This is a genomic window from Pseudomonas sp. PH1b (assembly GCF_000633395.1).
Taxonomy (GTDB): domain Bacteria; phylum Pseudomonadota; class Gammaproteobacteria; order Pseudomonadales; family Pseudomonadaceae; genus Aquipseudomonas.
The window spans coordinates 134,848-160,786 of the sequence record NZ_AYMU01000007.1 but is presented as its reverse complement, the minus strand read 5'-3'; the positions used below and the strand labels follow the sequence as shown (position 1 = coordinate 160,786).

Below are 25,939 nucleotides of genomic sequence, written 5' to 3'. Positions count from 1 at the left end.
GTTTCAGCGAGCAGCGCCGAGCTGGCCCTTTTCATCGGAGAAGACGATCTCGACCCGACGGTTCTGTGCCCGCCCCCGCTCGGAGGCATTGGCCTCTACCGGATAGTCGTCGCCATAGCCCTCGACCTGGATCCGCTTCTCGTCGATGCCCAGGTCCACCAGCACATCCGCCACCGACTGCGCCCGATCGCGGGACAACTGCAGATTGCTCTGCTTTTCGCCGGTGTTGTCGGTGTAACCCTCAATGCGCACCACGCGCTTGGGGTTGAGCTGGAGAAACTGCACCACCTTGAGCACCGTGCGATTGGCCGAACTCTTCAGCTCCGCCTCGCCGGTATCGAACAGCACGTCCCCCAGGGTCATGACCAGACCGCGATCAGTCTGGGTTGTCGCCAGGCTGATGATCTGCTCCTCCAGCCACTTGCCCTGCTGCTGCACGCTGAGCAACTTGGCCTCGCGCAAGGCCAGTTGCAGGCGCTGACGCTCCAGTTCGAGCTTGGCCGCCTGCTCCTGGTTCAGCGCCAGCTCCGTGTGCTCACGGGCAATTGCACTGTAACGACTGCTCAAGTAGGCGTAATGCTCCACGTCGCCACCGCTGCCCCAATAGCTGGACAGGCGATCGGCACGGGCCAGAGACTCACCGGCACGGATCACGTCCTTGGGCGCGATACGCAGCACATTGGAGTCCTCCTTGACCTTCTGGAAGTCATTGCCGGCCTGTTGCAGGGCTTCTTCGCTGTGCTGGCCGGCACAGCCAACGAGACTGGCGCCGGCCAGCAGTACAGCGCTGGCGAACAGAGGCTTGATCAGTTTCATTGGGCGTCTCCCAGCTGTTTGCGCAGACGCGTGATACGGGTATTGAGCACGTTCACCTGTTCCTGGCTCTTCTGGGTCAAGACTTTTGCCTCCGCCAGGCGCGCATCCAGCTCCGCCTGCTCGGCACGCATCCGTGCCTTCTTGTAGGACTCATCCTGCATATTGCCCTGGGCCCGGGAGTACTTGTCTTCGGCCAGTTTCAACTCAGGCACGTCGTCGACAGAAGCTCCCACGGCCTTGGCTTGTTCCAGCGCCTGGGCCGTGAGGCGCATCTGTTCGTTGGGTGCGGGATCGGTTGCACAACCCGCCAGGGCCAGAACGGCCAGGGCAGCGAAAATAGGTCGAATAGTCACACGATATTCCTACGGTTTTGGGCTGCTGACGGGTTGCTGCATCTGAGCCTTCCAGCGCTCCAGATTGCGCTGCAGCAAGGCCTCCGTCAGACCGGACGCGGGCAATTCTGTCATCTTTTTGGCCAACTGTCCGCGCAACCATGGGTCATTGCAGGCGGAGTTGTGGGACAGCGCGAGAAACAGCCCCGGTTTGTCGACCGGCTGGGGAAAGGACGTCAGATCCGCCGCCATCCCCAAGGACTGGGCCATGGCCATGCCCGCGTAACGCGGCGCCAGAACGTAGTCCACTTCCCCCAGGAGCAAGGTCTGGAACACCTGGGTCAGGTTCGGCAGAGGCTTGAGTTGCAGGTGCGCCTTGGCCATGGCCTGGAAAGGCTGGGTCAGCCGGGCCTTTTCCGATACCGCGCCGGGATGGCCGGCAAGATCCGCCGGCTGGTTATAGCTGAGGGTCGAGTCCTTGCGGGTCCATACCAGGTAGTCATTCTGCACCAGGGCCGGATGGATGTAGTCCAGGGACTCCAACTCGTTCAAGGTCAGGGGCGCGTCGGCCAACAGATCCATGCGCCCGCTGCGCACTTCATCCAGGGCCTCGGAACGCTTGCCGGCATACAGCAATTCGACCTTGAGCCCCAGCTCTCCCGCCACCTGCTGCAACAGATCGGCGCTGGCCCCGATCAGGTGCTTGGGATTTTGCGGGTCGCGCCACAGGTACGGCGGTGCATCCGGGCTACCGGTGACCACCAGGCGTTCGCACTTGCCTGCAGCCATCGACAGCGATGGCAACAACGTCAGGCCCAACAGCGCTGACCAGCCACTCATGCGGCGCAGATCCATGGCGAAATTCTCCCCAGCAAAAAAAACACATAAAAAAAGCCCGGCCAAGGGGCCGGGCTCTTTATAAGTGAAGCCGCCGGATTAGACCAGCTTCTCCAGCTCAGGTACGGCTTCGAACAAGTCCGCCACCAGGCCGTAATCGGCCACCTGGAAGATCGGAGCTTCTTCGTCCTTGTTGATCGCAACGATCACCTTGGAGTCTTTCATGCCGGCCAAATGCTGGATCGCGCCGGAGATACCGACGGCGATGTACAGCTGTGGCGCAACGATCTTGCCGGTCTGGCCGACCTGCATGTCGTTCGGTACGAAGCCTGCGTCCACCGCAGCGCGGGAAGCGCCGACAGCAGCGCCGAGCTTGTCGGCCAGGGCGTACAGGTGCTTGAAGTTGTCGCCGTTCTGCATGCCACGGCCGCCGGAAACGACGATCTTGGCAGCGGTCAGTTCAGGACGGTCGGACTTGGCCAGCTCTTCGCCAACGAAGCTCGACTTGCCGGCATCGTGAGCGGCGCCGACGGCTTCAACCGCGGCCGAACCACCTTCAGCGGCAACGGCGTCGAAGCCGGTGGCACGCACGGTGATGACTTTCACGGCAGCCGAGGACTGCACGGTAGCGATGGCGTTACCGGCATAGATCGGACGCTTGAAGGTATCAGCGCTTTCTACCGAGATGATCTCGGAGATCTGGTCGACGTCCAGCTGAGCGGCAACCCGCGGCAGGATGTTTTTGCCGTTGGAAGTAGCGGCAGCCAGGATGTGGCTGTAGCCAGCACCCAGTTCGGCCACCAGCGGCGCAACGTTTTCCGGCAGTTGGTGAGCGTAGGCGGCGTTGTCGGCCACCAGCACTTTAGCCACGCCAGCGATCTTGGCCGCAGCTTCAGCCACAGCGCCAACGCCCTGGCCGGCTACCAGTACATGCACGTCACCACCGATTTTGGCAGCAGCAGCAACGGTGTTCAGGGTGGCCGGAGCCAGCGCCTTGTTATCGTGTTCGGCGATTACCAAGATAGTCATGTCAGATTACCTTCGCTTCGTTTTTCAGTTTCTCGACCAGTTCAGCCACCGACTTGACCTTGATACCCGCGCTGCGTGCAGCCGGCGCTTCGACTTTCAGGGTCTTGTTGGTGGAGGCGGTGGAAACGCCCAAAGCATCAGGAGTCAGCGTTTCAAGCGGCTTCTTCTTGGCTTTCATGATGTTTGGCAAAGACGCGTAGCGCGGCTCGTTCAAACGCAGGTCGGTGGTGACGATGGCTGGCAGGTTCAGCGCAACGGTCTGCAGGCCGCCGTCGATTTCACGGGTGACATTGACCTTGTCGCCGGACACTTCAACCTTGGAGGCGAAGGTGCCTTGAGCGTAACCGCTCAGGGCCGCCAGCATCTGGCCGGTCTGGTTGTTGTCGCTATCGATGGCCTGTTTGCCGAGGATCACCAGCTGAGGCTGTTCCTTGTCGACCACGGCCTTGAGCAGCTTGGCCACGGCCAGGGAGTTCAACTCTTCAGCGGACTCGACGAGGATCGCGCGATCGGCACCCAGTGCCAGGGCGGTACGCAGTTGCTCTTGAGCAGTAGCAGGACCGATGGAGACGACGACGATTTCAGTCGCTACACCTTTCTCTTTCAGGCGTACGGCTTCTTCCACTGCGATTTCGCAGAAAGGGTTCATCGACATCTTGACGTTGGCGAGGTCGACGCCGGAGTTGTCCGCTTTGACGCGAACCTTGACGTTATAGTCGACCACTCGTTTGACAGCTACAAGAACCTTCATGGATTCCTCGTTACTCTCCGGTGAAAAGAAAGTCGCCTAGGCGAGAACCTGGCGGTTGATGCTCATCGGCACAAGGGCACCTCCAAAAACGCTGGCGCACAAAGGTTGACCTTGCTCACGGGGTGATGACCGCTCGTCAGTGGTGACCGACGGGTCATTCATTATCGCGGCGTGTAAACTGCGCAGATTCAAGCTGCGCGGCGCGTCACCTTTACTGCCTTTGCCCTGTCTTTAGAGGTGCTCTTGAAACCAACAGTCAGCCTACGGCGAGCGCAAAACCGACCGTATCTTGACCGGAACGCCTTTTCCGGTCAATACGGCAAAATAGCCGTTTATAAGCCGCGCTTCTTTGATTTATCTGGGCTGCGGCAAATTCAAACAAACGTTTGTATTGGACGCTGAGAGTGGTGTAGATATAATGCGCCGCCCAGAGAGAAAGGTCGGCCATCCTCACCTCCTCCCCCCCTGTGTGATGGGAGAAAGCGCGGATGCAACGCCAAACCTCCAATTAGAAAAAACCGTTGAGCCTTGAGTAGGAGATAGCCTAGTGGAACGCGAATACATGGAATTCGACGTGGTCATCGTCGGTGCCGGCCCCGCAGGCTTGTCCGCCGCTTGCCGCCTTAAGCAGAAGGCCGCTGAAGCCGGCAAGGAAATCAGCGTCTGCGTGGTTGAAAAAGGCTCCGAAGTCGGTGCTCACATCCTTTCCGGTGCCGTGTTCGAACCACGGGCCCTGAACGAGCTGTTCCCGGACTGGAAAGAGCTGGGCGCCCCGCTCAACACCCCGGTCACCCGCGACGACATCTATGTCCTGCGCAGCGGTGAAGCCGCCACCAAGGTTCCAGACTTCTTTGTGCCCAAGACCATGCACAACGAAGGCAACTACATCATTTCCCTGGGCAACCTGTGCCGCTGGCTGGCCCAGCAGGCCGAGAACCTGGGCGTGGAGATCTACCCGGGCTTCGCCGCCCAGGAAGCCCTGATCGACGAAAACGGCGTGGTCCGCGGGATCATCACCGGTGACCTGGGTGTCGACCGTGAAGGCCATCCAAAGGACGGCCTCTATACCCCTGGCATGGAACTGCGCGGTAAATACACCCTGTTCGCCGAAGGCTGCCGTGGCCATATCGGCAAGCAGCTGATCAAGCAGTTCAACCTGGACAGCGACGCCGACGCCCAGCACTACGGCATCGGCCTCAAGGAAATCTGGGAAATCGATCCGGCCAAGCACCAGCCAGGCCTGGTGGTACACACCGCCGGCTGGCCGCTGGACATCATGAGCAACGAGAACACCGGCGGCTCCTTCCTCTATCACCTGGAAAACAACCAGGTGGTGGTGGGCCTGATCGTCGACCTGTCCTACGCCAACACCTACCTGTCGCCGTTCGACGAGTTCCAGCGACTCAAGCATCACCCGGTGCTCAAGCAGTACCTGGAAGGCGGCAAGCGCATCAGCTACGGCGCCCGGGCCATCTGCAAGGGCGGCCTGAACTCGCTGCCGAAGATGGTATTCAAGGGCGGCGCACTGATCGGCTGCGACCTGGGCACCCTGAACTTCGCCAAGATCAAGGGCAGCCACACCGCCATGAAGTCCGGCATGCTCGCCGCCGATGCCGTGGCCGACTCGCTGTTCGCCGGTTCCGAAGGCGCCGACGAGCTCAAGAGCTACGTCGACTCGTTCAAGTCCAGCTGGCTGTACGAAGAACTGTTCGCCAGCCGCAACTTCGGCCCGGCCATGCACAAGTTCGGCCCGATCATCGGCGCCGGCTTCAACTGGATGGACCAGAACATCTTCGGCGGCAAGCTGCCCTTCACCCTGCACGACACCAAGCCGGACTACGCCTGCCTGAAGCTGGCCAAGGACTGCGTGAAGATCGACTACCCGAAACCCGACGGCAAACTCAGCTTCGACAAACTGAGCTCGGTGTTCATCTCCGGTACCAACCACGAAGAAGAACAGCCGTGCCACCTGAAGCTGACCGACCCGAGCATCCCGCTCGGCCGCAACCTGCCGCTGTACGACGAGCCGGCCCAGCGCTACTGCCCGGCCGGCGTGTATGAAGTGATCACCCAGGAAGATGGCGAGAAGCGCTTCCAGATCAACGCCCAGAACTGCGTGCACTGCAAGACCTGCGACATCAAGGACCCGGCCCAGAACATCACCTGGGTCACCCCGGAAGGCGCTGGCGGCCCGACTTACCCGAACATGTAAGCCGCTGCGATATAAGAAGGCCCCCTTTATGGGGGCCTTTTTCATGCCCGGGATTCGGCGACACCACAACCTGTAAGAGCCGGCTTGCCGGCGAAGCCCCCCCCAAACCTTGCTCCGGCCCAAGAGCGCCTTCGCTGGCAAGCCAGCTCCTACAAGGGGCGCGGTGTTTTCAGGCTGCGCGCTCTTCCCCGGGATTACGCTCGAAGTAGCGCTTGTACTCACGACTGAACTGCGAGGTGCTCTGGTAACCCACGCGATGCGCCACCTGGGCCACGCCCAGCCCCTCTCCCAGCAGCAGCTGCTGGGCCTTGAGCAGGCGCAGGCGCTTCAGATACTGCACCGGCGACAGCAGGGTGCTGCGCTTGAAATGCTCGTGGAAGGTCGAAGTGCTCATGTTGGCGCAGCGGGCCAGGGTCTCGACGTTCAACGGCTCGGTGTAGTGCTCGTGCAGGTGGTTGAGCGAGGCCGCAACCCGGGCGAACTGCCCCTGCTGCTCCACCAGCGCCCGCAGCGCATCGGCCTGGGGCCCACGCAAAGCGGCAAAGAGCAACTCGCGCACCCGTGAAGGGCCCATGACCTTGCACTCCAGAGGATCGTGCAGGCAGCGCAGCAGGCGTTCCACGCAGCCACGCATGGCGTCGTCGAGCACCGCCGAAGTCATCGACTCCAGGGTCTGCGCCGAGGCCGCCCGGCCCTCGCTGACGCCCATGGCCAGCACCAGCTCGCTCAGCACTGCCCGGTCGATGGCGATGGAAACCCCCAGCAGTGGCGCATCCGGCAAGGCGAAGGTTTCGCACTCGAAGGGCACCGACAGGGCCTGGATCAGGTAATGCCCGGCGCCGTATTCCAGGGTCCGCGTGCCCAGGTAGGCCAGCTTGCTGCCCTGGGCAATGATCATCAGGCTCGGCTCGTAGATCTGCGGACCCCGCGCCACATCGCAGCTGGCCCGCAGCACCTTGACCCCGGGCAAGGCGGTAGCAACGAAGCCCTCGCGACTGGCAAGGGGCTGGATCAGCGAGACCAGGGTGGCGTTGGCGTCCAGATGACGGGTCAGCAGCATGCAGAAAACTTCACGAAAAAAGGGATGAAAACATCATCGCAGGTCTGCACGCCAATGCCGCGTGAAAACCGCCAATGCCGGAGGAATAGGCATGACATGCCGAGGAATCACCATGGTTGCCCCGAGGCCCGACGCAGAAAATGCCCCGCCTCAATCGTCAGTGTTTTTGCGAGGTCCACCATGTACACCGCCATCGGTTATGCCGCCCAGTCGGCCACCACTCCCCTCGCCCCCATGAGCTTCCAGCGCCGCAGTCCACGTGCGGACGACGTCGCCATCGAGATCCTCTACTGCGGCGTCTGCCACTCCGACATCCACCAGGCCCGCAACGAATGGGGGATCGCCGTGTACCCGCTGATGCCGGGCCACGAGATCGTCGGCAAGGTCACCGCCGTCGGTGCCAACGTCAGCAAGCACAAGGTCGGCGACCTGGTGGGCGTCGGTTGCATGGTCGACTCCTGCCGCCACTGCGAAGCCTGCGCCGCGGACCTGGAGCAGTATTGCCTACAAGGCCCGACCATGACCTACGCCACCCCGGACCGGGTCGATGGCAGCAACACCATGGGCGGCTACTCCGACAGCATCGTGGTCAGCGAGCACTTCGTGGTGCGCATCCCGGAGAAACTCGACCTGGCCAGCGCCGCGCCGATCCTCTGCGCCGGCATCACCACCTACTCGCCACTCAAGCACTACGGAGTCAAGGCCGGTGACAAGGTAGGGATTCTCGGCATGGGCGGCCTGGGCCACATGGGCATCAAGTTCGCCAAGGCCCTGGGCGCCGAAGTGACCCTGTTCACCCGCTCCGCGAGCAAGGCCGAAGAGGCCCGCCGCCAGGGTGCTGACCACGTGATCGTGTCCACCGATGCGGCGCAGATGCAGTCGGTAGCCGGGCATTTCAACTTCCTGCTGGACACCATCCCGGTGCCCCACGACCTCAATCCCTACCTCGACACCTTGCGTTTCGACGGCGTGCATATCCTGGTGGGCCTGATCGAACCGGTAGACCCGGCGCTGCATGCCGCCAAGCTGGTGATGAGCCGCCGGGTGCTGGCCGGCTCGCTGATCGGCGGCATTGCCGAGACCCAGGAAGTGCTGGATTTCTGCGCCGAACACGGCATCACCTGCGATATCGAAATGCTCGATATTCGCCAGATCAACCAGGCCTATGAGCGCATGATCAAAGGGGATGTGAAGTATCGCTTCGTGATCGACATGGCGACCTTGAAGGCCTGACCCTCGATGCCATGACGGCCCGGCTTGTCGCGGGGAGGCGCTCCACGGCGTACGCCCTCGCCGGCAAGCCGGCTCCTGCATGGGCCAGCCGACGTCAACTCATGGAGTTGTCGTCAGCCGCGGGCGAAAGCCCGCAGCACTTCGCCGTCCATGCGGTACTTGACCCACTCCTCCTGAGGCTGGGCGCCCAGGGACTTGTAGAACTGGATCGCCGGTTCATTCCACTCCAGCACGCTCCATTCGAAGCGTCCGCAATCGTTGTCACAGGCAATCTGCGCCAAGTGCCGCAGCAGTTGCTTGCCCGCCCCGCCACCGCGCTGTTCCGGGGTGATGTAGAGATCCTCCAGGTACAGGCAGTTGCTGCCCAACCAGGTGGAATAACTGAAGAAAAATACCGCAAAGCCGATCGGCACACCGTCACGCAGGCAAATCAGGCCGTGGGCCGTGGCGCCTTCGCTGAACAGGCTGCGTTCGATGTCGGCAACACTGGCGAGCACCTCGTGGCGGGCCCGCTCGTAGTCGGCGAGTTCGGTGATGAACGCAAGAATCTGCGGGGCATCGCTAGGCAGCGCGGGACGGATTTCGACGGACATCGACGGTTCTCATGGCGGAATCAGGCGGCCATATTAGAACGACAGGAGAAAAACATGCACGGGCATTTGCATGCACCGGGCTGACCGTTGCGACTCGCCAAGCCCCATTCCACTGGCGGCGATCAACGACACTTCCACAGCCTTGCAGCCCCTGCACGCCTTATCGCCAGCCACGACAACGGCTACAGTGGCATCGAACTGGACACCTCAGGCCCTTCAATGACCTTCGCACCTCTGCATACCCTGGCGACCACCCTGCTGCCACATGCCCTCGAGCCTGGCGATGACGGCGCCCATGACCTGTCCCACCTGCAACGGGTCTGGAACAATGTGCGGCGCATTGCAGGGGAAGAAGGCGGCGACCTCAAGGTACTGCTGGCCGCCACCCTGCTCCACGATTGCGTGGCCGTGGAAAAAAGTTCGCCGCTGCGCCCCCGGGCCTCGCAACTCTCGGCGGACAAGGCTCGCGGTGTGCTCTCCGAACTTGGCTGGTCCAGCTGCGAGATCGACGCCGTGGCCCACGCCATCGCCGCCCACAGCTTTTCGGCCGCCATTGCGCCCACGTCCCTGGAAGCCAGGATTCTCCAGGACGCCGACCGGCTCGATGCCCTGGGCGCCCTGGGTGTGGCCCGCACCTTCTATGTCGCGGGACGCCTGGGGCGGGCTCTCTACGACCCCAACGACCCATGCGCCGAGCAGCGCGAACTCGACGACGCGCACTTCACCCTGGACCACTTCCAGACCAAGTTGCTGCACCTCGCCGAAGGTTTTAACACCGCCGCCGGCATCCGCCTGGCCCAGGTCCGCCATGAGCGCCTGCAGCGCTTTCGACAGGAGTTGCTGGAGGAGATCGGCCAGTAGCAGCAACGCTTACTCCGCTGCCGGCTAACCCTGAGGCCTGCAGGAAGACAACAAACACCCGGCGGTACCATGCTAGAAAGCCCGGCATAACTCCAAGCATAAAGAGGCGCTTTCATGTCCGCGGGCAATACGCAGGAATCCAGGGTTTCAGGCCCACTCTTCGGCCTGTTCTGCCTGGGCAGCTACCTGCTGTCGCTGTCCTATGGCTCGACCTTTCTCCTGTCATTGCTGATCAGCGGCCGGGGCGGCAATGAACATGACGCCGGCAGCGTGATTTCCGCAGCGATGCTCAGTACCTTCGTTGCCGTGATCGGTTCCGGGCACCTTGCAGACTGGCTCGGCGCCGCGCGCTCAGTGGCGCTGTTCGGCTGCCTGCTGGCACTGGCCAGCCTGGGCTTTGCCCTGACTCCGGGATTCGGCCCCGGCCTGCTGGTCTTCGGCCTGACCCTGGGCCTGGGTTGGGGGGTGTTCTACACCTTGGGGCCCATCCTCGTGGCCATGCTGGTGGAGCCGGCACACCGCGCTCGTTACTTCGCCCTGCTGTCGGGCAGCATGATGACCGGCATCGGCTCCGGCCCGCTGCTGGGGCGCCTGGCCAGCGCCCTGGGGTATCCATTGACCAGCGCCTTTTTCATTGCCGCAGCGGCCAGTCTGCTGGGGGTGTTGATCTTCTGGCGACTGGGTGCCCACCTGCATCAGCGCGCCAGTCACCTGGGCACGGCGGCGGCGCGCATCACCTGGGACGGCACGGTTCGCGTGCTGTCCTCCAGGGCTGTGTTCCCGATTCTGATGGTGGGCCTGGGGGGCTGCGTGTTCGGCGGCCTGTCGAGTTTCCAGACCAGCTACGGGCCTTCCCGCGGGGTTGATTACTCGCTGTTCTTTCTCGGCTTCATGAGCGCCGCCATCGCCAGCCGGATGCTGATCGCCGGCTTTGTGGTCAAGCGCGACCCCTACCGTGCCTCCTGCCTGCTGTCGGGGCTGATGGTGGTATCGATCCTGCTGTTCCTGTTTGCCGTCGACAGCAGCGCCAGCTACCTGCTGGCCGCGGCAGTGCTGGGGGTTGGCTATGGCCTGACCTATTCGGTGATCAACGGCCTGGCCGCCAACGAGGCGCCCAGCGCCAGCACCTCTCAATCATTGCTGCTGTTCAGCCTGTCCTACTTTATCGGGGTGTTCGGTTTTCCCTTGCTGGCCGGACGGATCATCGTCGAATCCGGCATCCAGACCCTGCTATTCACCGTGCTGGGCATCGCCTTGCTGAACTGGCTGATCAGCCTCGGGCGCCTGGGCTGGCGTCGCTTGCGCCAGCCACGGATCGCCCACGGCAGCTGACACCGTTCATCGCTTCTCAGGCACCAATCGCCAACCAGGGCGGACCAATATCAGGTACGACGCTAACGAATGGAGGCGACACCATGATCAAGGTCCAACTCTCTGCCCTCGCACTGGCCGGGCTGCTGTCCACCGCCGCCCTGGCGGGCGCCACCGGCCCGACCAACCCGGTGGAAGGTCCAAAATCCCCCGCGACCCAGGGCACACCGAAAATCAACCTCAACCCACCGGCCATGGACGAAGGTTCGCTGCCACCCGCCACCGGCACCGACCCGCGGATCCAGGGCAACGACAACGGCCGCCAGGGCGGGGCCGGCACCCTGGATTCGAGCAGCCCGGACAACAGCAAGACCGGCACCGGTTCGAAAACCACCAGCGGCGGCTCAGGCTCCGAAGGCAGCAGCCAGTAGCGCCCGGCGCCGGTTCAATCCAGCACGCCCCGCCTGGCGGGGCCTTGAGGAGAGATGCCATGACTCGAGGAAGCAAAGCCAAATACACCCTCGCCCAGCGGCGCAAGGCGGCGGCCATCGAAGCCAGCTACGAGGAACGTGGCCTGCCCCCGGAGCAGGCCGAAGCGCGGGCCTGGGCCACGGTCAACAAGCAGTCCGGAGGGGGCGAGCGCGCCGGCGGCTCGGGCAAGGACAAGAGCCAGGCAGACAAGGCTCGGGCTCGCAGTGAGTCAGCCCGCCGCGCCGTGGCCACGCGCCAGGGCCACGCCCGCAACAGCGCTGCGTCCCTCGGCACCCAAAGCAAGCAAAGCCTGCTCAAAGAGGCCCGGGCGAAGAACATTCCGGGGCGCTCCAGCATGCGCAAGCAGGAATTGATCGAAGCCTTGCGCAAAGCCGGTTGAAGCGTCGGAGCCAAGGGCAAGCCGCTCTTCACTGAGCGAGCAGCATGGCCTCTACTTCAGCGCTACCCGGCGCCGTGGCCGGGCCGCGGCGGGTGACCGCCAGAGCAGCGGCGGCGTTGGCCCGGCGCGCCGCTGCCAGGGGCTCATGGCCTGCCGCCAGGGCTGCGACAAAAACCCCGGCGTGGGTGTCGCCAGCGCCGTTGCTGTCCAGCGCCTCGACCTTGAACCCCGGGACCTGAACCGCCTGCCCGCGCTGACTGACCCAGCAGCCCCGAGCGGCGTCACGCAAGACCAGCAAGGCACTGGGCGACAGCCAGGAGCCAAGCTGCTGCAATGCGGCGCCGATCTCTGAGGCCGAGGTGAACTGCAGCGCTTCTGCCCGGTTGCTGCTCCAGATATCGATCCGCGGCAGCAAGGCTGCCATCAGCGGGGAGTCCGCCGAGGCCGCCAGCGGTCCCGGATCGAACATCAGCGGCAACTCTCGCGGCAGCGTCAGCAGCCAGTCCACCAGGGCCTGGGCCTTGCTCGCCTGCAGCAGGCTGTAGCCACTGACATACAGGTAGTCCCCCGGGGCCACGGTGACGTGTGCCAAATCCTCGGCCGACAATTCGCCCTCGGCGCCGATGTGGGAAATGAACGTACGCTCGGCAGAAGATTCGGTCAGGGCCACGCACAAACCGGTATCAGCCCCGGGGCTGCATTCCAGGCTCATCCGAATGCCTTCGGCCTGCATCGCCTGGCGCGCCAGGTCGCCGAATCGACCCTGGCCGTGACGGCCGAGGTAGACCACCGGCAAGCCGTTGCGCGCCGCAGCGGCCATGACATTGAAGCCACCGCCGACCTCGAAGCTCGCCGAATCGGCCAGCACATCGCCGCCTGACGCCGGCAGACGATCCACCGCCATCACCAGATCGACGATCACCTGGCCGCTGTGCAGCAATCTAGGCATTGGCATTCTCGATAAAGGCCCCGCGCCGATCCCGGGCGCCCCCCAGCAGGCCGTAGCCGCCCCCGGCTACCAGGAAGGTGACGATCCAGCCCAGGCCATTCTCGCCCAGCCAGGAGTTGGCCAGCGGCCCGGTGAACCAGGCGTCTGCGGCGGTGGTACCAATGCTGGTGAAGCAGAAGCCCAGGACGATGGCCAGCACCCAGGCGCCAAAGGCGCGCCACTCGATGCCGCCCCGGTACCAATAGGCGCTGCTCGGGCTGACATCGAGCAAGTCATCGGCGCTGTAGTAATGACGGTGGATCAGGTCCACCACGAAAATCCCGACCCAGGCAGTGATCGGCACCGCCAACAGCGAAATGAAGCTGATGAAGGGACCGTAGAAACTGTCGGCGATCAGCATGAAATAGATCGAGCCGATGAAGATCGCCACGATGTCCACCAGCACCGCATAGACCCGCTTGACCCTGAGGCCCAGGGTCAGTGCGGTGAGGCCGGCGGAATACACCGACAGGTTGTTGGAGAGCAGCAGGCCGCCAAACGCGGCGATCAGGTACGGCACGGCCATCCAGTTCGGCAGCATGTTGCGGATCGCGATGATCGGATCCACTGCCGAGGCCAACTGATCATTACCCACTGACAACAGCCCGCCCAGGGTGATCAGCAGCACCAGCGGAATACCGGCACCAAAGGCTGCCGAGGCCACCAGCCGTCCGGCGGTAACCGAGCGCCGCTGATAGCGCGACATGTCCGCCCCGGAGCTGGCCCAGCCGATCCCGGTGCCGGCGGCCATGGTACCGATGCCGATGAGCATGGCGCTCATCGGCGCGGGCGTGGCATTGAACACCGCAGTCCAATCGACGGTGGCGCAGAGAAATCCGCCGACCAGCAGGTTCAGCGCACCGAATCCATAGGTGGCCCACTTCTGGATCACCAGCAAGGTGGCGTGGCCCAGGCCGGACACGCTCAGGGTCATCAGGACGATGAGACCGATGAACAGCAGGGTCAGCAGGGGTGTGTCCCTGGCCGACGCCTGGGTATCGAACAGGATCGAACTCAAGGACAACAGGACAAAGGCGGCGGTGGTGGTGTTGACGGTTTCCCAGCCTACGCGGGAAAGCATCGACACCAGGGTCGGGCCGATGTTGCCGCGCACACCGAAGATCGCCCGGGACAGGGTCAGGCTCGGGGCCCGCCCTCGCCGGCCGGCCACCGAAATCAACCCGACCACGGCGAATGAGCCCATCGAGCCGAGTATCGCCACCAGCAGCACCTGCCAGATCGACAGGCCATGAAAGGCCACCAGGGTAGCTCCCAGGGGCAAGCCGAGGATGCTGATATTGGCCGCGAACCAGACCCAGAACAGTTGCAGCGGGTGCCCGTCGCACTCAGCCTCGGGCACCGGCTCGATCCCCCGGGTTTCCAATTGCCCGGCGCCCGGCCCGACCGTCGATGAACTCATGAATAAGGCTCCTGTTGCCGTTGTTATGGTTTTAGGCAATTTCGGAAGTCGCTGAACATCCCGGCATCCCTGGCCGTGGTCACGCTTTCCATAGCAATCGGCGGCAAAGCCGATCGAATGTTTTATCGCCGAGCGATGATCGGATCAGGCGACCTGGCGCAAGGCCAGCAGCTGTTGTACCAGAGGTTGCAGATCCAGAGCATTGACCTGCTGCACCTGGGCGATCAATTCAGCGGGCCAGGCCGGCAACCCCAGGCAGGCTCCGAGCATGGCGCCGAGAATGGCCGCAATGGTGTCGGTGTCGCCACCCAGGCTGGCGGCCATACACAGCGCCTCGAACGCTTCCAGGTGCCCGAGAGCCACTTGCCCGGCCAGGGCGAAGCTCGCCACCACTGATTCCTGGGAGGCCACCGACGTACCGATCAGCTCATAGAGCATCTGCATGAACTGCGCCTTGTCATCGCCGGCGCTCAAGGAACAGGCCCACTCCAGGCGCGTGGCGATATTGGCACCCGCAACCCAGTGCCCGCGGGCCTGCGCCTGTCGGGCGATCTGCCCTCCCAAAGACAGCGCCTCGCTCAAGGCAGCACCGTTGATTCCGGCTGAAACCACCGCCGCGACCGCCGCTGCGCTGGCAATCCCCAGGCTGGTGTTATGGGTCACCTGGCAGGCTTCGACCACCGCCTGGATAAAACCATCAGCCTGAGTGACATCGGCCGCAATCCCCACTGGCGTGATGCGCATCGCCGCGCCGTTGGTGGTGCCGTAGCGGCCGGCGTCATCCACCGAATGGCCGGCGAGAATCAATTCAATGGCGTGCTTGGTGGAAGGGCCAAGCAAGTCCAGCGAGCCTTTGGCACGCATCGCCGCTTCCCATTCGATCAGGCTCTGGGCCAACGCCGCCGGGGCAATGCGCCCCTCGCCCCGAACCAGCAACTGGCCCACCAGGATCGCCTGCTCGGTATCGTCGGTGATCGAACCCGCAGGCATGTTGGCGGCGATCGGCTGATCCGGGCCAGCATCCTCCAGAGTGTGGATGACACCGAAACGCTGGCGGATCTGCTCACGGCTCAGGGATTGGGTCGGCATGCCCAGGGCGTCGCCCAAGGCCAGCCCATAGAAGGCCCCAAGTGCGCGTTGCAGTGAGCTCACCGCGACTCTCCAAATTGCAGGTGCATGCGAAAATGCTGAGGATCCAACAGGCTCTCCACCTGCTCCATGAAGCGGCCCTGGCGGTCGTAGGTGGTCCGCAGTGCCTTGAGGAATACCTCGCCTGGAGCACGGCCGAGCAATTGTGCATCGTCCACGCTCAACGGCTCGGCGCCGATCCACTGATCGCCACGCTCGCCGATGTAGCCATAGGCAGCCAGGGTAATGGTCAGGGAATCATCGATCAGGCCGACCCGAGGCAGGCCTTCCAACTCGCCGGAGGCTGGGATCAGCGAGCGCTCAAGGGACAGTACCCGGCCATCGGTACTGCGACGACGACGATCCAGGGCAATGAATTGATCGGTCCCCAGGCGATGCTTGAGGTCCGGGCGGCAGATCGCCTCCAGGCGCAGCACCTCGGTATTGACCAGGGCGCCGCTGTCGGCGAGGGCCTGGGCCCAGCCGTGATGCTGGTCCAGGGCGACCCCGTCAAAGGTGACGATGGAGCCGACCCCGCTTTGTGTGGCGATGTAGTTGCGTCGCTTGAGCTCGGCCAGGGCCTCACGCAAGGTGCCGCGGCTGACACCGAATTCCTCGGCCAACTGATGCTCGCCCGGAAGCTGGAAGCCGTCTTCCATGAGACCGCTTTCAATACGCCGGATCAACTCGTCGACCACCCTTGTTTTTTTATCGAATCGGACATGTTTAATCATGTCCGGTTTGATACATGAAACGTCGGATCGAGAGCAAGAAATATCGTCCTACAACAGTCTGAAATCCCTGTTCAGGGCTCAAGCCCTATAGGGAAGAACACTCCGCAGCTCCAGACCCCAAGCCAATTCTGGCCATTGATGACACGAACCTGTGCCAGCTCCACCAGTTGGTAGAAGACATTGCGATGGACCAGCGCCTCAAGATTGTGCCGAACCAGGATGTACGGCGCCGGCTCCTGAGTCACAGGGTCGATCAGTACTCGCAGCGGGTGCTGCTCAGCCGCCTGCACCTGCTCATCGACATTGGTGCTAAAGCGCAGCACCTGGCTTTCGCCCTGCCCCTCAACCTCGAGGGTCACCGCGACGAAGGGAGCGTCATCGACCTTGATCCCCACCTTCTCCACGGGCGTGACGAGGAAGTAGTCGTCGCCATCACGGCGCAGAATGGTGGAGAACAGCTTGACCATGGGCTTGCGACCAATCGGCGTGCCCAGGTAGTACCAGGTGCCGTCGCGGGCAATGCGCATGTCGATATCGCCGCAGAAATCGGGGTTCCACAAGTGGACCGGCGGCAAGCCCTTCTCGGCCTTGGGAATCTGCGCCAACAGGTCATTGGCCTTGCCTGGACCACTCATAGCATTTTCCTCAATGACTCAATCACTCAAACCCAGCAAACCGCGAGCGTATTGTTGCAAGGGTGGGCCAAGCAGATCCTGTGGCTTGTTGTCGTGGAACGTCAGTAAACCGCCACGACTGCGAATACGTGCCGAATCGATCAGGTACTGGGTACTGGTCTCGATCAGCATCAGCTGGATCGTACTGGTATCGACCCCCAGGCGATCCACTGCCTCCTGGTCCAGCCACTCATCGGAGTTGCCGATACGATCGTCAGCCTTGGCAAAACGCGCATAAAGCAGGTAATGCGCTCCCACTTCCCGCGCCTCAGCCATGGCTTCGTTCAAGCCTTCGGCAGCCCGGGCCCGACGCACCATGGGGAAATATTCGATAAAGCCGTTGAAGGCTTCCTCGGCCACCACATTGGGCCGCGGATAAGCGCTGCCAGGCGGTGCGAAGGGTCCCTGGGCGATGAAAATGAACGAATCAGGCTGAATACGGAATGAGCTGGTACGGCGGGTATCGCTGTGATCGAGCACCCCCGCGTCACTCAAGTGATAGCGGACCCCTTCGCCCATATCACTGACATTCATGCAGCCGCCGAGCGCCAAAAAGGCCAGCAGCAAAACCAGGCTACGCATCCTACCCTCCAAAATCCGGTGACGGAAAACCGGCGAATGGCCACGAGATGCAGCTTCCGCGCCAGCTCGAGCCCCTGGAAGGCACCGCGCGCCTATCTTGTGCCGCAAAGAACCGACTTAGCCACCAATGATCTTCATCACCGTGGCCCCGCCCGAGAATGCCACCTCCTGTTTGTCACCCAGCGCCTTGACCAGCAACCGCTGCAGCGCCGGCAAGGCTTGATGACGCGGCTTGTCCAGCAGATCGCCAACATAGTGGCGATTGCTCGATGACAGGCAGCCATGCAGCCAGCCGGTGGAGGACAGCCGCAAGCGCGAGCAGGTCCGGCAAAACGGCACGCTTTCATTGGCAATCACACCGAAATGGCCGCGACCGGGAATCTCGTAGCGCACGGCGGTAGCGTCCATCGGCGCATCGGCCTGCAGGTACTCATATCGCTGGCCGATCAGATCCAGCAGGTTTTGCAGGCTGACAAACTGCTGCAGGAAGGCATTGCCGTCACTGGCCAGGTGGCCCATGCGCATCAACTCGATGAAGCGCAGCTCGTAACCCTGGTCCAGGCAGTAATCGAGCAGCGGCATGACCTGGTCCAGGTTCTGTCCGCGCAACGGCACCATGTTGACCTTGATCTTCAGCCCCGCCGCCCGCGCCTGCTGCATGCCGTCCAGCACTGTGGCCAGGTCGCCGCCACGGGCGATGCTGCGAAAGGCCAGGGCATCCAGGGTATCGAGCGAAACGTTGATCCGACGGATCCCCGCATCCACCAGCAGCGGCAGCTTGCGCGCCAGGAGCTGGCCGTTGGTGGTCAGGCTGATGTCTTCCAGCCCCAGTTGCCCCACCGCCCCCATGAAGGTTTCCAGCTTGGGGCTGACCAGAGGCTCCCCGCCGGTGATGCGCAAGCGCTCGATGCCGGCTGCTTCCATCAGGTACGCCACGCCACGGGCCATCGCACCGGCCGACAACTCGTCCTGGGCAGCCACCAGCCGCTTGCCGTCAGGCACGCAGTAGGTACAGGCATAGTTGCAGGCAGACGTCAGGCTGATCCGCAAGTTGCGAAAGCGTCTGCCTTGGCGATCAACGATCATGGATGACTCCGGCGTAGGAAGGGAGAACCGGGCAAAACCTGACTCAAAAATCAGGTTTTGGCAAGTCCCATGCCTGAGTATATGCCTCGGACACTGCGCCATACAGTTTCCCGAGGGCATCTGGCAACGGCTGAATGCCTCAGCTGTTCGAGGTGTCGGGGTCGCGCTTGCGCTTGTTGCCCATGCGCACGCCGATGTCCATCAGGAACTGGAAGAAACCTTCCTGATCCTCCAGCACATTGCTCCAGAACGGCGAGTGGTACAGCGCCACTGCGCCGTGCACCAGCGCCCAGGATGCGCAGTAGTGGAAATAAGGCGGAACGTCTTCCAGCTTGCCTTCGCTGATGCGGCCCTTGATCAGCAGGGTCAGGCGTTCGAAGTTGGAAGCGCGGATCTTGTGCAGTTCCTCGACCATCTCCGGTACCTGATTGCCCTTGACCACCTTCTCTTCCAGGCGATCAAACAGTCGGTAGCGCTGCGGATCGCGCATGCGGAATTCGAAGTAGGCCCGGGACAGGGCCTCCTTGTCCTTGTCGACGTCGGCAGAGTGCAGCAGCTCGTTCAGGTCACGCTCGTAGTCGAGCATCAGACGCAGGTAGATCTCCGCCTTGGACTTGAAGTGCTTGTAGATGGTCCCTTTGCCGATACCCACGGCATCAGCAATCATCTCGACGGTGACACTGTCTTCACCTTGTTCGAGGAACAGCTTGAGCGCGGTATCGAGAATTTCTTGCTCGCGGCGACGAAACTCACGGACCTTACGAGGTTCTTTCTGCATAAGAAAAGGTCTGTTCGGGGTCAAAATCGAAGCCGCGTATTATGCCTAACTTGCGCCAAAATGCACGGATCATCCATCGTTGCAGGTGTTTCTGGTGCAAAAGCTGCCCCGACAGAACCGTCCGGACAGGCGCCAAAAGCCAGGGAAATCCCGTGAATACGGGGCCGGGCCAGGGTTCAAATAAAAAACTTCTACAGCCGCCAAGCTCCGGATCAGACCGCAAAGTCTGGTTTTTCCTGCAACCAGCACCCTGGATCGCCCTACGCCCTGCGTGCGACGCAAAGACCTCGACAAGTCGCAATACCACCATTACCCGGCTGATTCGTCGCTCAGCGGGCCAACGCAACTGCCGGCGCACAGCATCAGAGAAACCCTATAAGAGCGGAAGAATAATCCGAAAGTATCGATGGCGTTGATAACTGCCCGCCTGGCCGATACAGCAAACTGCAACAGGCTGCGTAGAAAACTTTCAGGAAAACGCGGCTATCTTTAGTCTTATCAGCTAAAAATCAGGTGATATTCGCCGATCGCGTCGAAAACGGCGATACAGGCAACGAAAATGAGAACTCAAGCGAAGCGCGCGTATTCCAAATTTGTTTAAAAAACGAGCAGGGGCAACTGGACTGAATGCAATAGTGATCAATACTTCAACTGTCGGCGGGACATCTCCCCCAAGTGAAACGCCGATCAAGGTACCGAAGGACCGCGTGCCTTAGTTTTACTCCTAATGGTCTTAACCCGGATTCACCCCCCAGAACCCGGGTTTTTTTTGCCTGCAATTCAGCGCCAGTGCACCCTGCGCCCCAGGCTCAGCCCTTGACCCGCGCCAAGGGGAACAGGCGCTTGAAGTTGGCCGTGGTCTGCTGGGCAAAGGCTTCATAGCTTTCGCCCCGCAGCATCGCCAGGAACTCCGCCACCTCGCGCACGTACTGCGGCAGGTTGGGCTTGCCGCGATAGGGGATCGGCGCCAGGTAAGGCGAATCGGTCTCCACCAGCAGCCGGTCGGCCGGCACCTGTCGGGCCACGTCCCGCAGGGCATCGGCATTGCGGAAGGTGACGATCCCCGAGAGGGAAATATAGAAACCCAGGTCCAGGGCCGCCTTGGCCATTTCCCAGTCTTCGGTGAAGCAATGCAGCACACCGGCATTGGGCAATGCCGCCTCGCGCAGCAGTGCCAGGGTGTCGGCGCGGGCGCCACGGGTGTGCACCACCACCGGTTTGCCGGTCTGCTGGGCGGCCTGCAGGTGCAGGCGGAAGGATTCCTGCTGCAGCTCGGCGGCTTCCGGCTCGTAGTGATAGTCCAGGCCAGTCTCGCCAATGGCCACTACCCGAGGGTGGTTCAGTTCATCCAGCAGCCAGTCCAGGGCCGGCGCTGCGCCGGGCTGCACATCCAGCGGATGCACGCCCACCGAGCAGTCGACATCGTCATAGCGCTCGGCCAGGGCCTTGACGTCCGCCGCGTTGTCGGCGCTGACACCAATGCACAGGAAGTGCCCTACCCCCCGTTGGCGGGCGGCAGTCAGCGCGGCATCCAGGGAGCCGTCATGAGCGGCGAGGTCGAGGCGATCAAGGTGGCAATGGGAATCTACGAGCATAGGAGGCTACAACTACATCCGATCAATGAAGGGCCCGGACTTTGGCGCCCGGGCGGAAACAACGCTGAGTCTAGGCGCTGCGGGTCAATTCTGGGTAGGCAGGGCCGCCCACTGCACCAGCAAGGCTTCCAGCAACAGCACGCGGTTGAGGTTGGCCTTGCTCAGGACCTTCTGGCGCTGGGCCAGGATCCAGTCCTGGATGTTCAGCACCTTGGCCTGGGCGGACTTCTGCGCCAGGTATTGCAGCACCTTGCGCATGTCTTGCAGGCCCAGCCCCTGCTCATCCTCGGTCAGTTGATAGCGCAGCACCAGGTTCGACCAGTCGCAGAACCAGTCGAACAGCAGCAACAAGGGAATGGCACTCCAGGATTCGGCCAGTTGCGTGGGCGACTGCTGCTGTTTCAGCAGCTTCTTCACCCCTTCCACCACTTGCGCGCGCTGCTCGCGAACCCCCTGGGCCTGCAGGCTGACCGCTGCCAGCGGCGAACCGGCAGCCAGGGTCAAGAGCTCCACCCGCTCCTCCTCGGAGCAATCAGGCAGGGCCTGGGCCAGCCACTCAAGGCTCATGGCCTCGCTGGGCAGCGGGCAGGCCTGCTGCACGCAACGGCTCTTGATGGTGGGCAACAACCGGCTGGGCTGGTGGCTTACCAGCAACAGCACAGTGTTGCCGGAAGGCTCTTCGAGGCTCTTGAGCAAGGCGTTGGCGGCGTTGATGTTCATCGATTCCACCGGCTCGATCAGCACCACCTTGCGCCCGCCCAACTGGGCGGTCTGGACCACGAAGCTCACCAGTTCGCGGACCTGGTCGACCTTGATCGCCTTGTCCGCTTCCTCCGGCTCCAGCACGTAGTTGTCCGGGTGGCTGCCGGCCTGCAGCAACAGGCAGGACTTGCATTGACCACAGGCGTCCAGGCCTTCCGGGCGCTGGCACAGCAAGCGCGCCATCAGCCGCTCGGCCAGGGCCCGCTTGCCGATACCCGCCGGGCCATGCAACAGGTAGGCATGGGCATGCTGGGTACGCCCCGCCAATTGCTGCCAGAGGCTGTCCTGCCAGGGGAAGACTTCAGCCACGGGCGCGCTCCAGCAACTGCGGCAACAAGGCGTCCAGGGACTGCTGGACCTGGGCCAGGGGCTGCGCCGCATCCACCAGCACATAACGCTGCGGCGCCGCTGCAGCTCGGGCCAGGAAGGCTTCGCGAACCTTCTGGAAGAAGACCTGGCCTTCCTGCTCGAAGCGATCCAGCCGGCCACGGGCACTGGCTCGCGCCAGGCCGACATCCACCGGCAGGTCGAAGACCAGGGTCAGGTCCGGACGCAACTCGCCCTGGACGAAATCCTCCAGCGCAGCAATGCGCGCAAGGCTCAGGCCGCGGCCCGCGCCCTGGTAGGCGTAGGTGGAATCGGTGAAGCGGTCGCACAGCACCACCGCACCGCGCTCCAGGGCCGGGCGAATCACCGTTGCCAGGTGCTGGGCACGCGCGGCGAACACCAGCAACAGCTCGGTATCGGCATTCATGACCTCTTCCACCGGGGTCAGCAGCACTTCGCGAATCCGCTCGGCCAGCGGCGTGCCACCGGGTTCGCGGGTCAGCAGCACCTCGATCCCCGCAGCGCGCAGGCGCTCGGCGAGGTACTCGCGATTGGTGCTTTTGCCCGCGCCTTCCGGGCCTTCCAGGGTAATAAACAAGCCAGTCACGGGCAGTCCTTAATCAATGTCATTGCGGGCTTTTCGCCGCGGGCTCGGGCACAGGCTCGGCAGCAGCCGGAGCCGCAGCCGGCTCGGGCGCAGCTTGCGGAGCGCTTGCCGGAGCCGTCTCCGGACCAGGGGCTGCAGGCGGCGCCGGCACCGGACTTGCAGCTTCGGGAGCCGCTGGCGTGGCGGCTGGGGCCGGGCTGGAACGGTAGTCGGCGCGACGCTTGAGCTGAAACTCGCGCACCGCGCTGTTGTGGGCATCCAGGTCATCGGAGAACACATGGCTGCCGTCGCCCCGTGCGACAAAATACAGGCTCTTGCCGGGCACCGGGTTGAGGGCGGCGTGGATCGCCTCGCGTCCGACCATGGCGATCGGCGTCGGCGGCAGGCCGGCAATCACGTAGGTGTTATAGGGCGTGGCTTCCTTGAGATGAGCCCGGGTCAACTTGCCGGTGTAACGCTCACCGAGGCCGTAGATCACCGTAGGATCGGTCTGCAGCAGCATGCCAATCTGCATGCGCCGCACGAACACCCCTGCGATCTGCCCGCGCTCCTGGGGTACGCCGGTTTCCTTCTCCACCAGCGAGGCCATGATCAGCGCCTGATAAGGATCGCTGTAAGGCGCATCCTCGGCACGCTTGCTCCACTCCTTGGCCAGCACATCGTCCAGGCGGTCGTAGGCTTTTTCCAGAAGCTCGGCGTCGGTCATGCCCCGAACGAAACGATAGGTGTCAGGGAAGAAACGCCCTTCAGGGAAAACCCCAGGATGCCCAAGCTTTTCCATCACCTGGCTGTCGCTGAGCCCCGTCAGGGTCTGCTGCAGTTTTTCGCTCTTGGCCAGGGCGCTGCGTACCTGGCGAAAGTTCCAGCCTTCTACCAGGGTCAGGCTGTACTGCACCACCTCACCGCGCTGCCAGAGGCCGATCAGGCCTTCGGCGGTCATGCCCGGGGTCATGCGGTACTCGCCGCTGTGCAGAGGCTGGCCCGCCAGATTGAAGCGCCAGTACAGGCGCAGCCAGAAGGCATCATCGAGCACACCCTCGGCTTGCAGACGATTGAAGGTGCCGGTGGGCGTCGAGCCGGCGGGAACATCGAGCAACTGTTCCTGGCTCAGGTTCAGCGGTTGTTCCAGGGCCGAGTGCAGTTTCCAGGCACTCGCACCCAACAGCAGTCCTGCCAGGACCAGTCCGGTTTCCAGCAGGAGCAGTAATTTACGTCTCACGAATCAAGCATCCAGTAGTGCGCGGGTAATGCCCTGCAGTTTACGGGTGAGCGCACCCGCCGACCAGCTCATCCCGGCACAGTCGAGCACTGGCCAGACGCCATAGACACTGTTGCAGACAAAGACTTCATCAGCCTGTTGCAGCTGATCGAGACTGATATCCGCGACTTGCGCGGGGATGCCCAATGACTCGGCCTGAAACAATATTTCAGCGCGCATCACCCCGGCCACGCCGCAGCGACTCAGGTCAGCCGTCAGCAGCCGCCCCTGGCTGACCAGGAACAGGTTGCTGAACACGCCTTCGATAACTCGCCCAGAGGTATCTCGCATCAAGCCTTCGGCATGCTCGGCATCACGCCACTCGGCACGAGCCAGAACCTGTTCCAGACGATTGAGGTGCTTGAGGCCGGCCAGCAGCGGCTGCTCGGCCAGGCGCGTGGTACAGGCAAACAGACGAACGCCTTGCTCGGCATGGGCCAGGGGATACACCGGCAATGCGGAGCCCTGGAGAATCCGCCGTGCAGCGCTTGCAGGATCGGCGGCATAGCCGCGCTGGCTGTCGCCTCGGGTCAGGATCAGCTTGAGCACCCCCTCCCCCAAAGCCGCCGCATAGGCCTGCAGCTCACTGCGGATCAGGGCTTGATCCGCCGTCAGGGCCAGGCGCCGACATCCTTCGGCCAGACGCTGCAGATGCCGCTCCAGCAGCTGCGGGCGCCCGGATTTGACGGCAATGGTCTCGAACAGACCATCACCGTAAGCCAGGCCGCGGTCCTTGAGCGACAGTGCGTCAGCCGGCTGACCGTCGACCCAGCTGTGCATCACTCGGCGAACCGGCGGAACACCAGGGAGCCATTGGTGCCACCAAAACCGAAGGAGTTGGACAGCACTACGTCGATGTCCATGCTGCGCGCGGTGTGCGGCACGAAATCGAGATCGCAGCCTTCATCCGGCTCATCCAGGTTGATGGTGGGCGGCGCGGCCTGGCTGTTGATTGCCAGCACGCTGAAGATCGCCTCGATCGCCCCGGCGGCCCCCAACAGGTGGCCGGTCATGGACTTGGTGGAGCTGACCGCCAGCTTGTAGGCGTGATCGCCGAACACGCTCTTGATCGCCTCGGCCTCGGCCAGGTCACCGGCTGGGGTCGAAGTGCCATGGGCGTTGATGTACTGCACCTGGTCGACATTGAGCTGGGCGTCGCGCAGGGCATTGGCGATGCAGCGCGCCGCACCGGCACCGTCGGCGGGAGGCGACGTCATGTGATAGGCGTCGCCGCTCATGCCGAAGCCGATCAGTTCAGCGTAGATGGTGGCACCACGCGCCTTGGCGTGCTCCAGCTCTTCGAGGACCAGGGCACCGGCACCGTCGGACAGCACGAAGCCATCACGGCCCTTGTCCCATGGACGGCTGGCGCGGGTCGGCTCGTCATTGCGGGTCGACAGCGCACGGGACGCGCCGAAGCCGCCCATGCCCAGGCCACAGGCAGCCATTTCAGCACCGCCGGCGATCATCACGTCGGCTTCGCCGTAGGCGATGTTGCGCGCGGCCATGCCGATGCAGTGGGTGCCGGTGGTGCAGGCCGTGGAAATAGCGTAGTTCGGCCCCTGGGCACCCAGGTGGATGGACAGGAAGCCGGAAATCATATTGATGATCGAGCCAGGCACGAAGAACGGAGAAATCCGCCGTGGGCCGGAATCATGCAGGATGCGGCTGGTTTCCTCGATATTGGTCAAACCGCCAATACCCGAACCCATGGCCACGCCGATGCGCTCACGGTTGGCATCGGTGACTTCCAGCCCGGCATTGCGCACCGCCTGGAAACCGGCCGCCAAGCCGTATTGAATGAACAGGTCGAGTTTGCGGGCCTCTTTGACCGACAGGTATTCCTCGACATTGAAGCCCTTTACCGAGCCGCCAAAACGGGTGGAATAGGCAGAAAGGTCGGTGTGTTCGATCAGACCGATGCCACTTTGGCCAGCCAGAATGCCCTGCCAGCTGCTTGGCACATCCGTACCCAGTGGCGACAACATACCCATACCGGTGACTACGACGCGTCTACGCGACACAGCACTCTCCTTTTTCTAATGACGACACTTTGTATCAGGCCTAAAGAAAAAACCGCACGCCGTAACGGCA

The 25,939-nt window shown here is 62.9% G+C and carries 28 protein-coding genes; 6 read left to right on the top strand and 22 right to left on the bottom strand.

Annotated elements, in window-relative coordinates; all coding sequences use genetic code 11:
• Positions 1-3: 3 nt before the first annotated feature.
• From U873_RS0113325 to U873_RS36045, 6 genes are all read right to left on the bottom strand, one after another.
• The gene (locus U873_RS0113325) at positions 4-816 is read right to left on the bottom strand and encodes an OmpA family protein (protein ID WP_025128727.1); all 813 of its coding nucleotides are present in this window, start codon (positions 814-816) and stop codon (positions 4-6) included.
• Complete coding sequence (locus U873_RS0113320) at positions 813-1,169, bottom strand: DUF4398 domain-containing protein (RefSeq protein WP_025128726.1); 357 nt, start codon at positions 1,167-1,169, stop codon at positions 813-815. Before U873_RS0113320 ends, U873_RS0113325 begins: the two co-directional genes overlap by 4 nt.
• 9 nt (positions 1,170-1,178) lie before the next feature.
• Positions 1,179-2,003, bottom strand: a complete 825-nt coding sequence (locus U873_RS0113315) for an ABC transporter substrate-binding protein (RefSeq protein ID WP_025128725.1) — start codon at positions 2,001-2,003, stop codon at positions 1,179-1,181.
• A gap of 81 nt (positions 2,004-2,084) precedes the next feature.
• Positions 2,085-3,014: an electron transfer flavoprotein subunit alpha/FixB family protein gene (locus tag U873_RS0113310; protein WP_025128724.1), complete on the bottom strand. Its 930-nt coding sequence runs from the start codon at positions 3,012-3,014 to the stop codon at positions 2,085-2,087.
• 1 nt (position 3,015) lies between these two features.
• Positions 3,016-3,765, bottom strand: coding sequence for an electron transfer flavoprotein subunit beta/FixA family protein (locus tag U873_RS0113305; protein WP_015634720.1), 750 nt, complete (start codon positions 3,763-3,765; stop codon positions 3,016-3,018).
• Positions 3,766-4,021: 256 nt separating this feature from the next.
• Positions 4,022-4,213, bottom strand: a complete 192-nt coding sequence (locus U873_RS36045; RefSeq protein WP_102863892.1) for a hypothetical protein — start codon at positions 4,211-4,213, stop codon at positions 4,022-4,024.
• Positions 4,214-4,312: 99 nt separating this feature from the next.
• On the opposite strand from U873_RS36045, the gene U873_RS0113300 reads away from it, so the two are divergent.
• Positions 4,313-5,977 carry an electron transfer flavoprotein-ubiquinone oxidoreductase gene (locus U873_RS0113300; protein WP_025128723.1) on the top strand — a complete coding sequence of 555 codons (1,665 nt, stop codon included), beginning with the start codon at positions 4,313-4,315 and terminating at the stop codon, positions 5,975-5,977.
• Between the two features lie 169 nt (positions 5,978-6,146).
• Here the strand turns inward: U873_RS0113300 and U873_RS0113295 are convergent, their stop codons facing one another.
• Entirely contained in the window at positions 6,147-7,037 is an 891-nt protein-coding gene (locus U873_RS0113295; RefSeq protein WP_025128722.1) for an AraC family transcriptional regulator, read from the bottom strand.
• A 180-nt stretch (positions 7,038-7,217) separates the two neighbouring features.
• On the opposite strand from U873_RS0113295, the gene U873_RS0113290 reads away from it, so the two are divergent.
• Positions 7,218-8,270, top strand: a complete 1,053-nt coding sequence (locus tag U873_RS0113290; protein ID WP_025128721.1) for an NAD(P)-dependent alcohol dehydrogenase — start codon at positions 7,218-7,220, stop codon at positions 8,268-8,270.
• Between the two features lie 113 nt (positions 8,271-8,383).
• Here U873_RS0113290 and U873_RS0113285 read toward each other — a convergent pair whose 3' ends face one another.
• Entirely contained in the window at positions 8,384-8,863 is a 480-nt protein-coding gene (locus tag U873_RS0113285; RefSeq protein ID WP_025128720.1) for a GNAT family N-acetyltransferase, read from the bottom strand.
• A gap of 219 nt (positions 8,864-9,082) precedes the next feature.
• Between U873_RS0113285 and U873_RS0113280 the strand changes: the two genes are divergently transcribed.
• The 4 genes from U873_RS0113280 to U873_RS0113265 all read left to right on the top strand — a co-directional run bounded on the left by U873_RS0113280 (position 9,083) and on the right by U873_RS0113265 (position 11,906).
• On the top strand, positions 9,083-9,724 hold the full coding sequence (locus U873_RS0113280; protein ID WP_025128719.1) for an HD domain-containing protein: 642 nt from the start codon (positions 9,083-9,085) through the stop codon (positions 9,722-9,724).
• A 114-nt stretch (positions 9,725-9,838) separates the two neighbouring features.
• Positions 9,839-11,056, top strand: coding sequence for an MFS transporter (locus U873_RS0113275; RefSeq protein WP_025128718.1), 1,218 nt, complete (start codon positions 9,839-9,841; stop codon positions 11,054-11,056).
• Positions 11,057-11,139: 83 nt separating this feature from the next.
• Positions 11,140-11,466: a hypothetical protein gene (locus U873_RS0113270; protein ID WP_025128717.1), complete on the top strand. Its 327-nt coding sequence runs from the start codon at positions 11,140-11,142 to the stop codon at positions 11,464-11,466.
• A gap of 59 nt (positions 11,467-11,525) precedes the next feature.
• Positions 11,526-11,906 carry a Rho termination factor N-terminal domain-containing protein gene (locus tag U873_RS0113265; RefSeq protein ID WP_025128716.1) on the top strand — a complete coding sequence of 127 codons (381 nt, stop codon included), beginning with the start codon at positions 11,526-11,528 and terminating at the stop codon, positions 11,904-11,906.
• 28 nt (positions 11,907-11,934) lie between these two features.
• Here U873_RS0113265 and U873_RS0113260 read toward each other — a convergent pair whose 3' ends face one another.
• The 14 genes from U873_RS0113260 to fabF form a co-directional block, all read right to left on the bottom strand.
• On the bottom strand, positions 11,935-12,855 hold the full coding sequence (locus U873_RS0113260; protein ID WP_025128715.1) for a PfkB family carbohydrate kinase: 921 nt from the start codon (positions 12,853-12,855) through the stop codon (positions 11,935-11,937).
• The gene (locus U873_RS0113255; RefSeq protein WP_025128714.1) at positions 12,848-14,314 is read right to left on the bottom strand and encodes a cytosine permease; all 1,467 of its coding nucleotides are present in this window, start codon (positions 14,312-14,314) and stop codon (positions 12,848-12,850) included. The genes U873_RS0113260 and U873_RS0113255 overlap by 8 nt, the downstream gene beginning before the upstream one ends.
• Before the next feature lie 144 nt (positions 14,315-14,458).
• Complete coding sequence (locus U873_RS0113250) at positions 14,459-15,466, bottom strand: ADP-ribosylglycohydrolase family protein (RefSeq protein ID WP_025128713.1); 1,008 nt, start codon at positions 15,464-15,466, stop codon at positions 14,459-14,461.
• Positions 15,463-16,176, bottom strand: coding sequence for a GntR family transcriptional regulator (locus U873_RS0113245; protein WP_025128712.1), 714 nt, complete (start codon positions 16,174-16,176; stop codon positions 15,463-15,465). The genes U873_RS0113250 and U873_RS0113245 overlap by 4 nt, the downstream gene beginning before the upstream one ends.
• Before the next feature lie 71 nt (positions 16,177-16,247).
• Positions 16,248-16,811 carry a DUF1285 domain-containing protein gene (locus U873_RS0113240; protein WP_025128711.1) on the bottom strand — a complete coding sequence of 188 codons (564 nt, stop codon included), beginning with the start codon at positions 16,809-16,811 and terminating at the stop codon, positions 16,248-16,250.
• Between the two features lie 18 nt (positions 16,812-16,829).
• A complete protein-coding gene (locus tag U873_RS0113235) occupies positions 16,830-17,432 on the bottom strand; it encodes a DUF4823 domain-containing protein (RefSeq protein WP_025128710.1) in 603 nt (200 codons plus the stop codon).
• Between the two features lie 117 nt (positions 17,433-17,549).
• Complete coding sequence (locus U873_RS0113230) at positions 17,550-18,518, bottom strand: GTP 3',8-cyclase MoaA (protein ID WP_025128709.1); 969 nt, start codon at positions 18,516-18,518, stop codon at positions 17,550-17,552.
• Between the two features lie 139 nt (positions 18,519-18,657).
• A complete protein-coding gene (locus U873_RS0113225; protein ID WP_011060125.1) occupies positions 18,658-19,296 on the bottom strand; it encodes a TetR/AcrR family transcriptional regulator in 639 nt (212 codons plus the stop codon).
• Positions 19,297-20,105: 809 nt separating this feature from the next.
• Positions 20,106-20,891, bottom strand: coding sequence for a TatD family hydrolase (locus tag U873_RS0113220; RefSeq protein WP_025128708.1), 786 nt, complete (start codon positions 20,889-20,891; stop codon positions 20,106-20,108).
• A gap of 84 nt (positions 20,892-20,975) precedes the next feature.
• Positions 20,976-21,962: a DNA polymerase III subunit delta' gene (locus tag U873_RS0113215; RefSeq protein ID WP_025128707.1), complete on the bottom strand. Its 987-nt coding sequence runs from the start codon at positions 21,960-21,962 to the stop codon at positions 20,976-20,978.
• Positions 21,955-22,587 carry a dTMP kinase gene (gene tmk, locus U873_RS0113210; protein ID WP_025128706.1) on the bottom strand — a complete coding sequence of 211 codons (633 nt, stop codon included), beginning with the start codon at positions 22,585-22,587 and terminating at the stop codon, positions 21,955-21,957. Before tmk ends, U873_RS0113215 begins: the two co-directional genes overlap by 8 nt.
• A gap of 19 nt (positions 22,588-22,606) precedes the next feature.
• The gene (gene mltG / locus U873_RS0113205) at positions 22,607-23,806 is read right to left on the bottom strand and encodes an endolytic transglycosylase MltG (RefSeq protein ID WP_025128705.1); all 1,200 of its coding nucleotides are present in this window, start codon (positions 23,804-23,806) and stop codon (positions 22,607-22,609) included.
• A gap of 3 nt (positions 23,807-23,809) precedes the next feature.
• Positions 23,810-24,625 carry an aminodeoxychorismate lyase gene (gene pabC / locus U873_RS0113200; protein ID WP_025128704.1) on the bottom strand — a complete coding sequence of 272 codons (816 nt, stop codon included), beginning with the start codon at positions 24,623-24,625 and terminating at the stop codon, positions 23,810-23,812.
• On the bottom strand, positions 24,625-25,869 hold the full coding sequence (fabF, locus tag U873_RS0113195) for a beta-ketoacyl-ACP synthase II (RefSeq protein ID WP_025128703.1): 1,245 nt from the start codon (positions 25,867-25,869) through the stop codon (positions 24,625-24,627). Before fabF ends, pabC begins: the two co-directional genes overlap by 1 nt.
• Between the last annotated feature and the right edge of the window lie 70 nt (positions 25,870-25,939).

Bases quoted from the DNA above. Each gene is read 5' to 3' on its own strand.
- U873_RS0113260 (WP_025128715.1), bottom strand. From the start codon at position 12,855: ATGCCTAGATTGCTGCACAGCGGCCAGGTGATCGTCGATCTGGTGATG.
- U873_RS0113290 (WP_025128721.1), top strand. From the start codon at position 7,218: ATGTACACCGCCATCGGTTATGCCGCCCAGTCGGCCACCACTCCCCTC.
- U873_RS0113225 (WP_011060125.1), bottom strand. From the start codon at position 19,296: ATGCAGAAAGAACCTCGTAAGGTCCGTGAGTTTCGTCGCCGCGAGCAA.
- U873_RS36045 (WP_102863892.1), bottom strand. From the start codon at position 4,213: ATGGCCGACCTTTCTCTCTGGGCGGCGCATTATATCTACACCACTCTC.
- U873_RS0113310 (WP_025128724.1), bottom strand. From the start codon at position 3,014: ATGACTATCTTGGTAATCGCCGAACACGATAACAAGGCGCTGGCTCCG.
- U873_RS0113255 (WP_025128714.1), bottom strand. From the start codon at position 14,314: ATGAGTTCATCGACGGTCGGGCCGGGCGCCGGGCAATTGGAAACCCGG.
- U873_RS0113315 (WP_025128725.1), bottom strand. From the start codon at position 2,003: ATGGATCTGCGCCGCATGAGTGGCTGGTCAGCGCTGTTGGGCCTGACG.
- U873_RS0113280 (WP_025128719.1), top strand. From the start codon at position 9,083: ATGACCTTCGCACCTCTGCATACCCTGGCGACCACCCTGCTGCCACAT.
- U873_RS0113265 (WP_025128716.1), top strand. From the start codon at position 11,526: ATGACTCGAGGAAGCAAAGCCAAATACACCCTCGCCCAGCGGCGCAAG.
- U873_RS0113235 (WP_025128710.1), bottom strand. From the start codon at position 17,432: ATGCGTAGCCTGGTTTTGCTGCTGGCCTTTTTGGCGCTCGGCGGCTGC.
- U873_RS0113270 (WP_025128717.1), top strand. From the start codon at position 11,140: ATGATCAAGGTCCAACTCTCTGCCCTCGCACTGGCCGGGCTGCTGTCC.
- U873_RS0113285 (WP_025128720.1), bottom strand. From the start codon at position 8,863: ATGTCCGTCGAAATCCGTCCCGCGCTGCCTAGCGATGCCCCGCAGATT.
- U873_RS0113220 (WP_025128708.1), bottom strand. From the start codon at position 20,891: ATGCTCGTAGATTCCCATTGCCACCTTGATCGCCTCGACCTCGCCGCT.
- pabC (WP_025128704.1), bottom strand. From the start codon at position 24,625: ATGCACAGCTGGGTCGACGGTCAGCCGGCTGACGCACTGTCGCTCAAG.
- U873_RS0113230 (WP_025128709.1), bottom strand. From the start codon at position 18,518: ATGATCGTTGATCGCCAAGGCAGACGCTTTCGCAACTTGCGGATCAGC.
- U873_RS0113240 (WP_025128711.1), bottom strand. From the start codon at position 16,811: ATGAGTGGTCCAGGCAAGGCCAATGACCTGTTGGCGCAGATTCCCAAG.
- U873_RS0113305 (WP_015634720.1), bottom strand. From the start codon at position 3,765: ATGAAGGTTCTTGTAGCTGTCAAACGAGTGGTCGACTATAACGTCAAG.
- U873_RS0113325 (WP_025128727.1), bottom strand. From the start codon at position 816: ATGAAACTGATCAAGCCTCTGTTCGCCAGCGCTGTACTGCTGGCCGGC.
- U873_RS0113295 (WP_025128722.1), bottom strand. From the start codon at position 7,037: ATGCTGCTGACCCGTCATCTGGACGCCAACGCCACCCTGGTCTCGCTG.
- U873_RS0113245 (WP_025128712.1), bottom strand. From the start codon at position 16,176: ATGATTAAACATGTCCGATTCGATAAAAAAACAAGGGTGGTCGACGAG.
- U873_RS0113275 (WP_025128718.1), top strand. From the start codon at position 9,839: ATGTCCGCGGGCAATACGCAGGAATCCAGGGTTTCAGGCCCACTCTTC.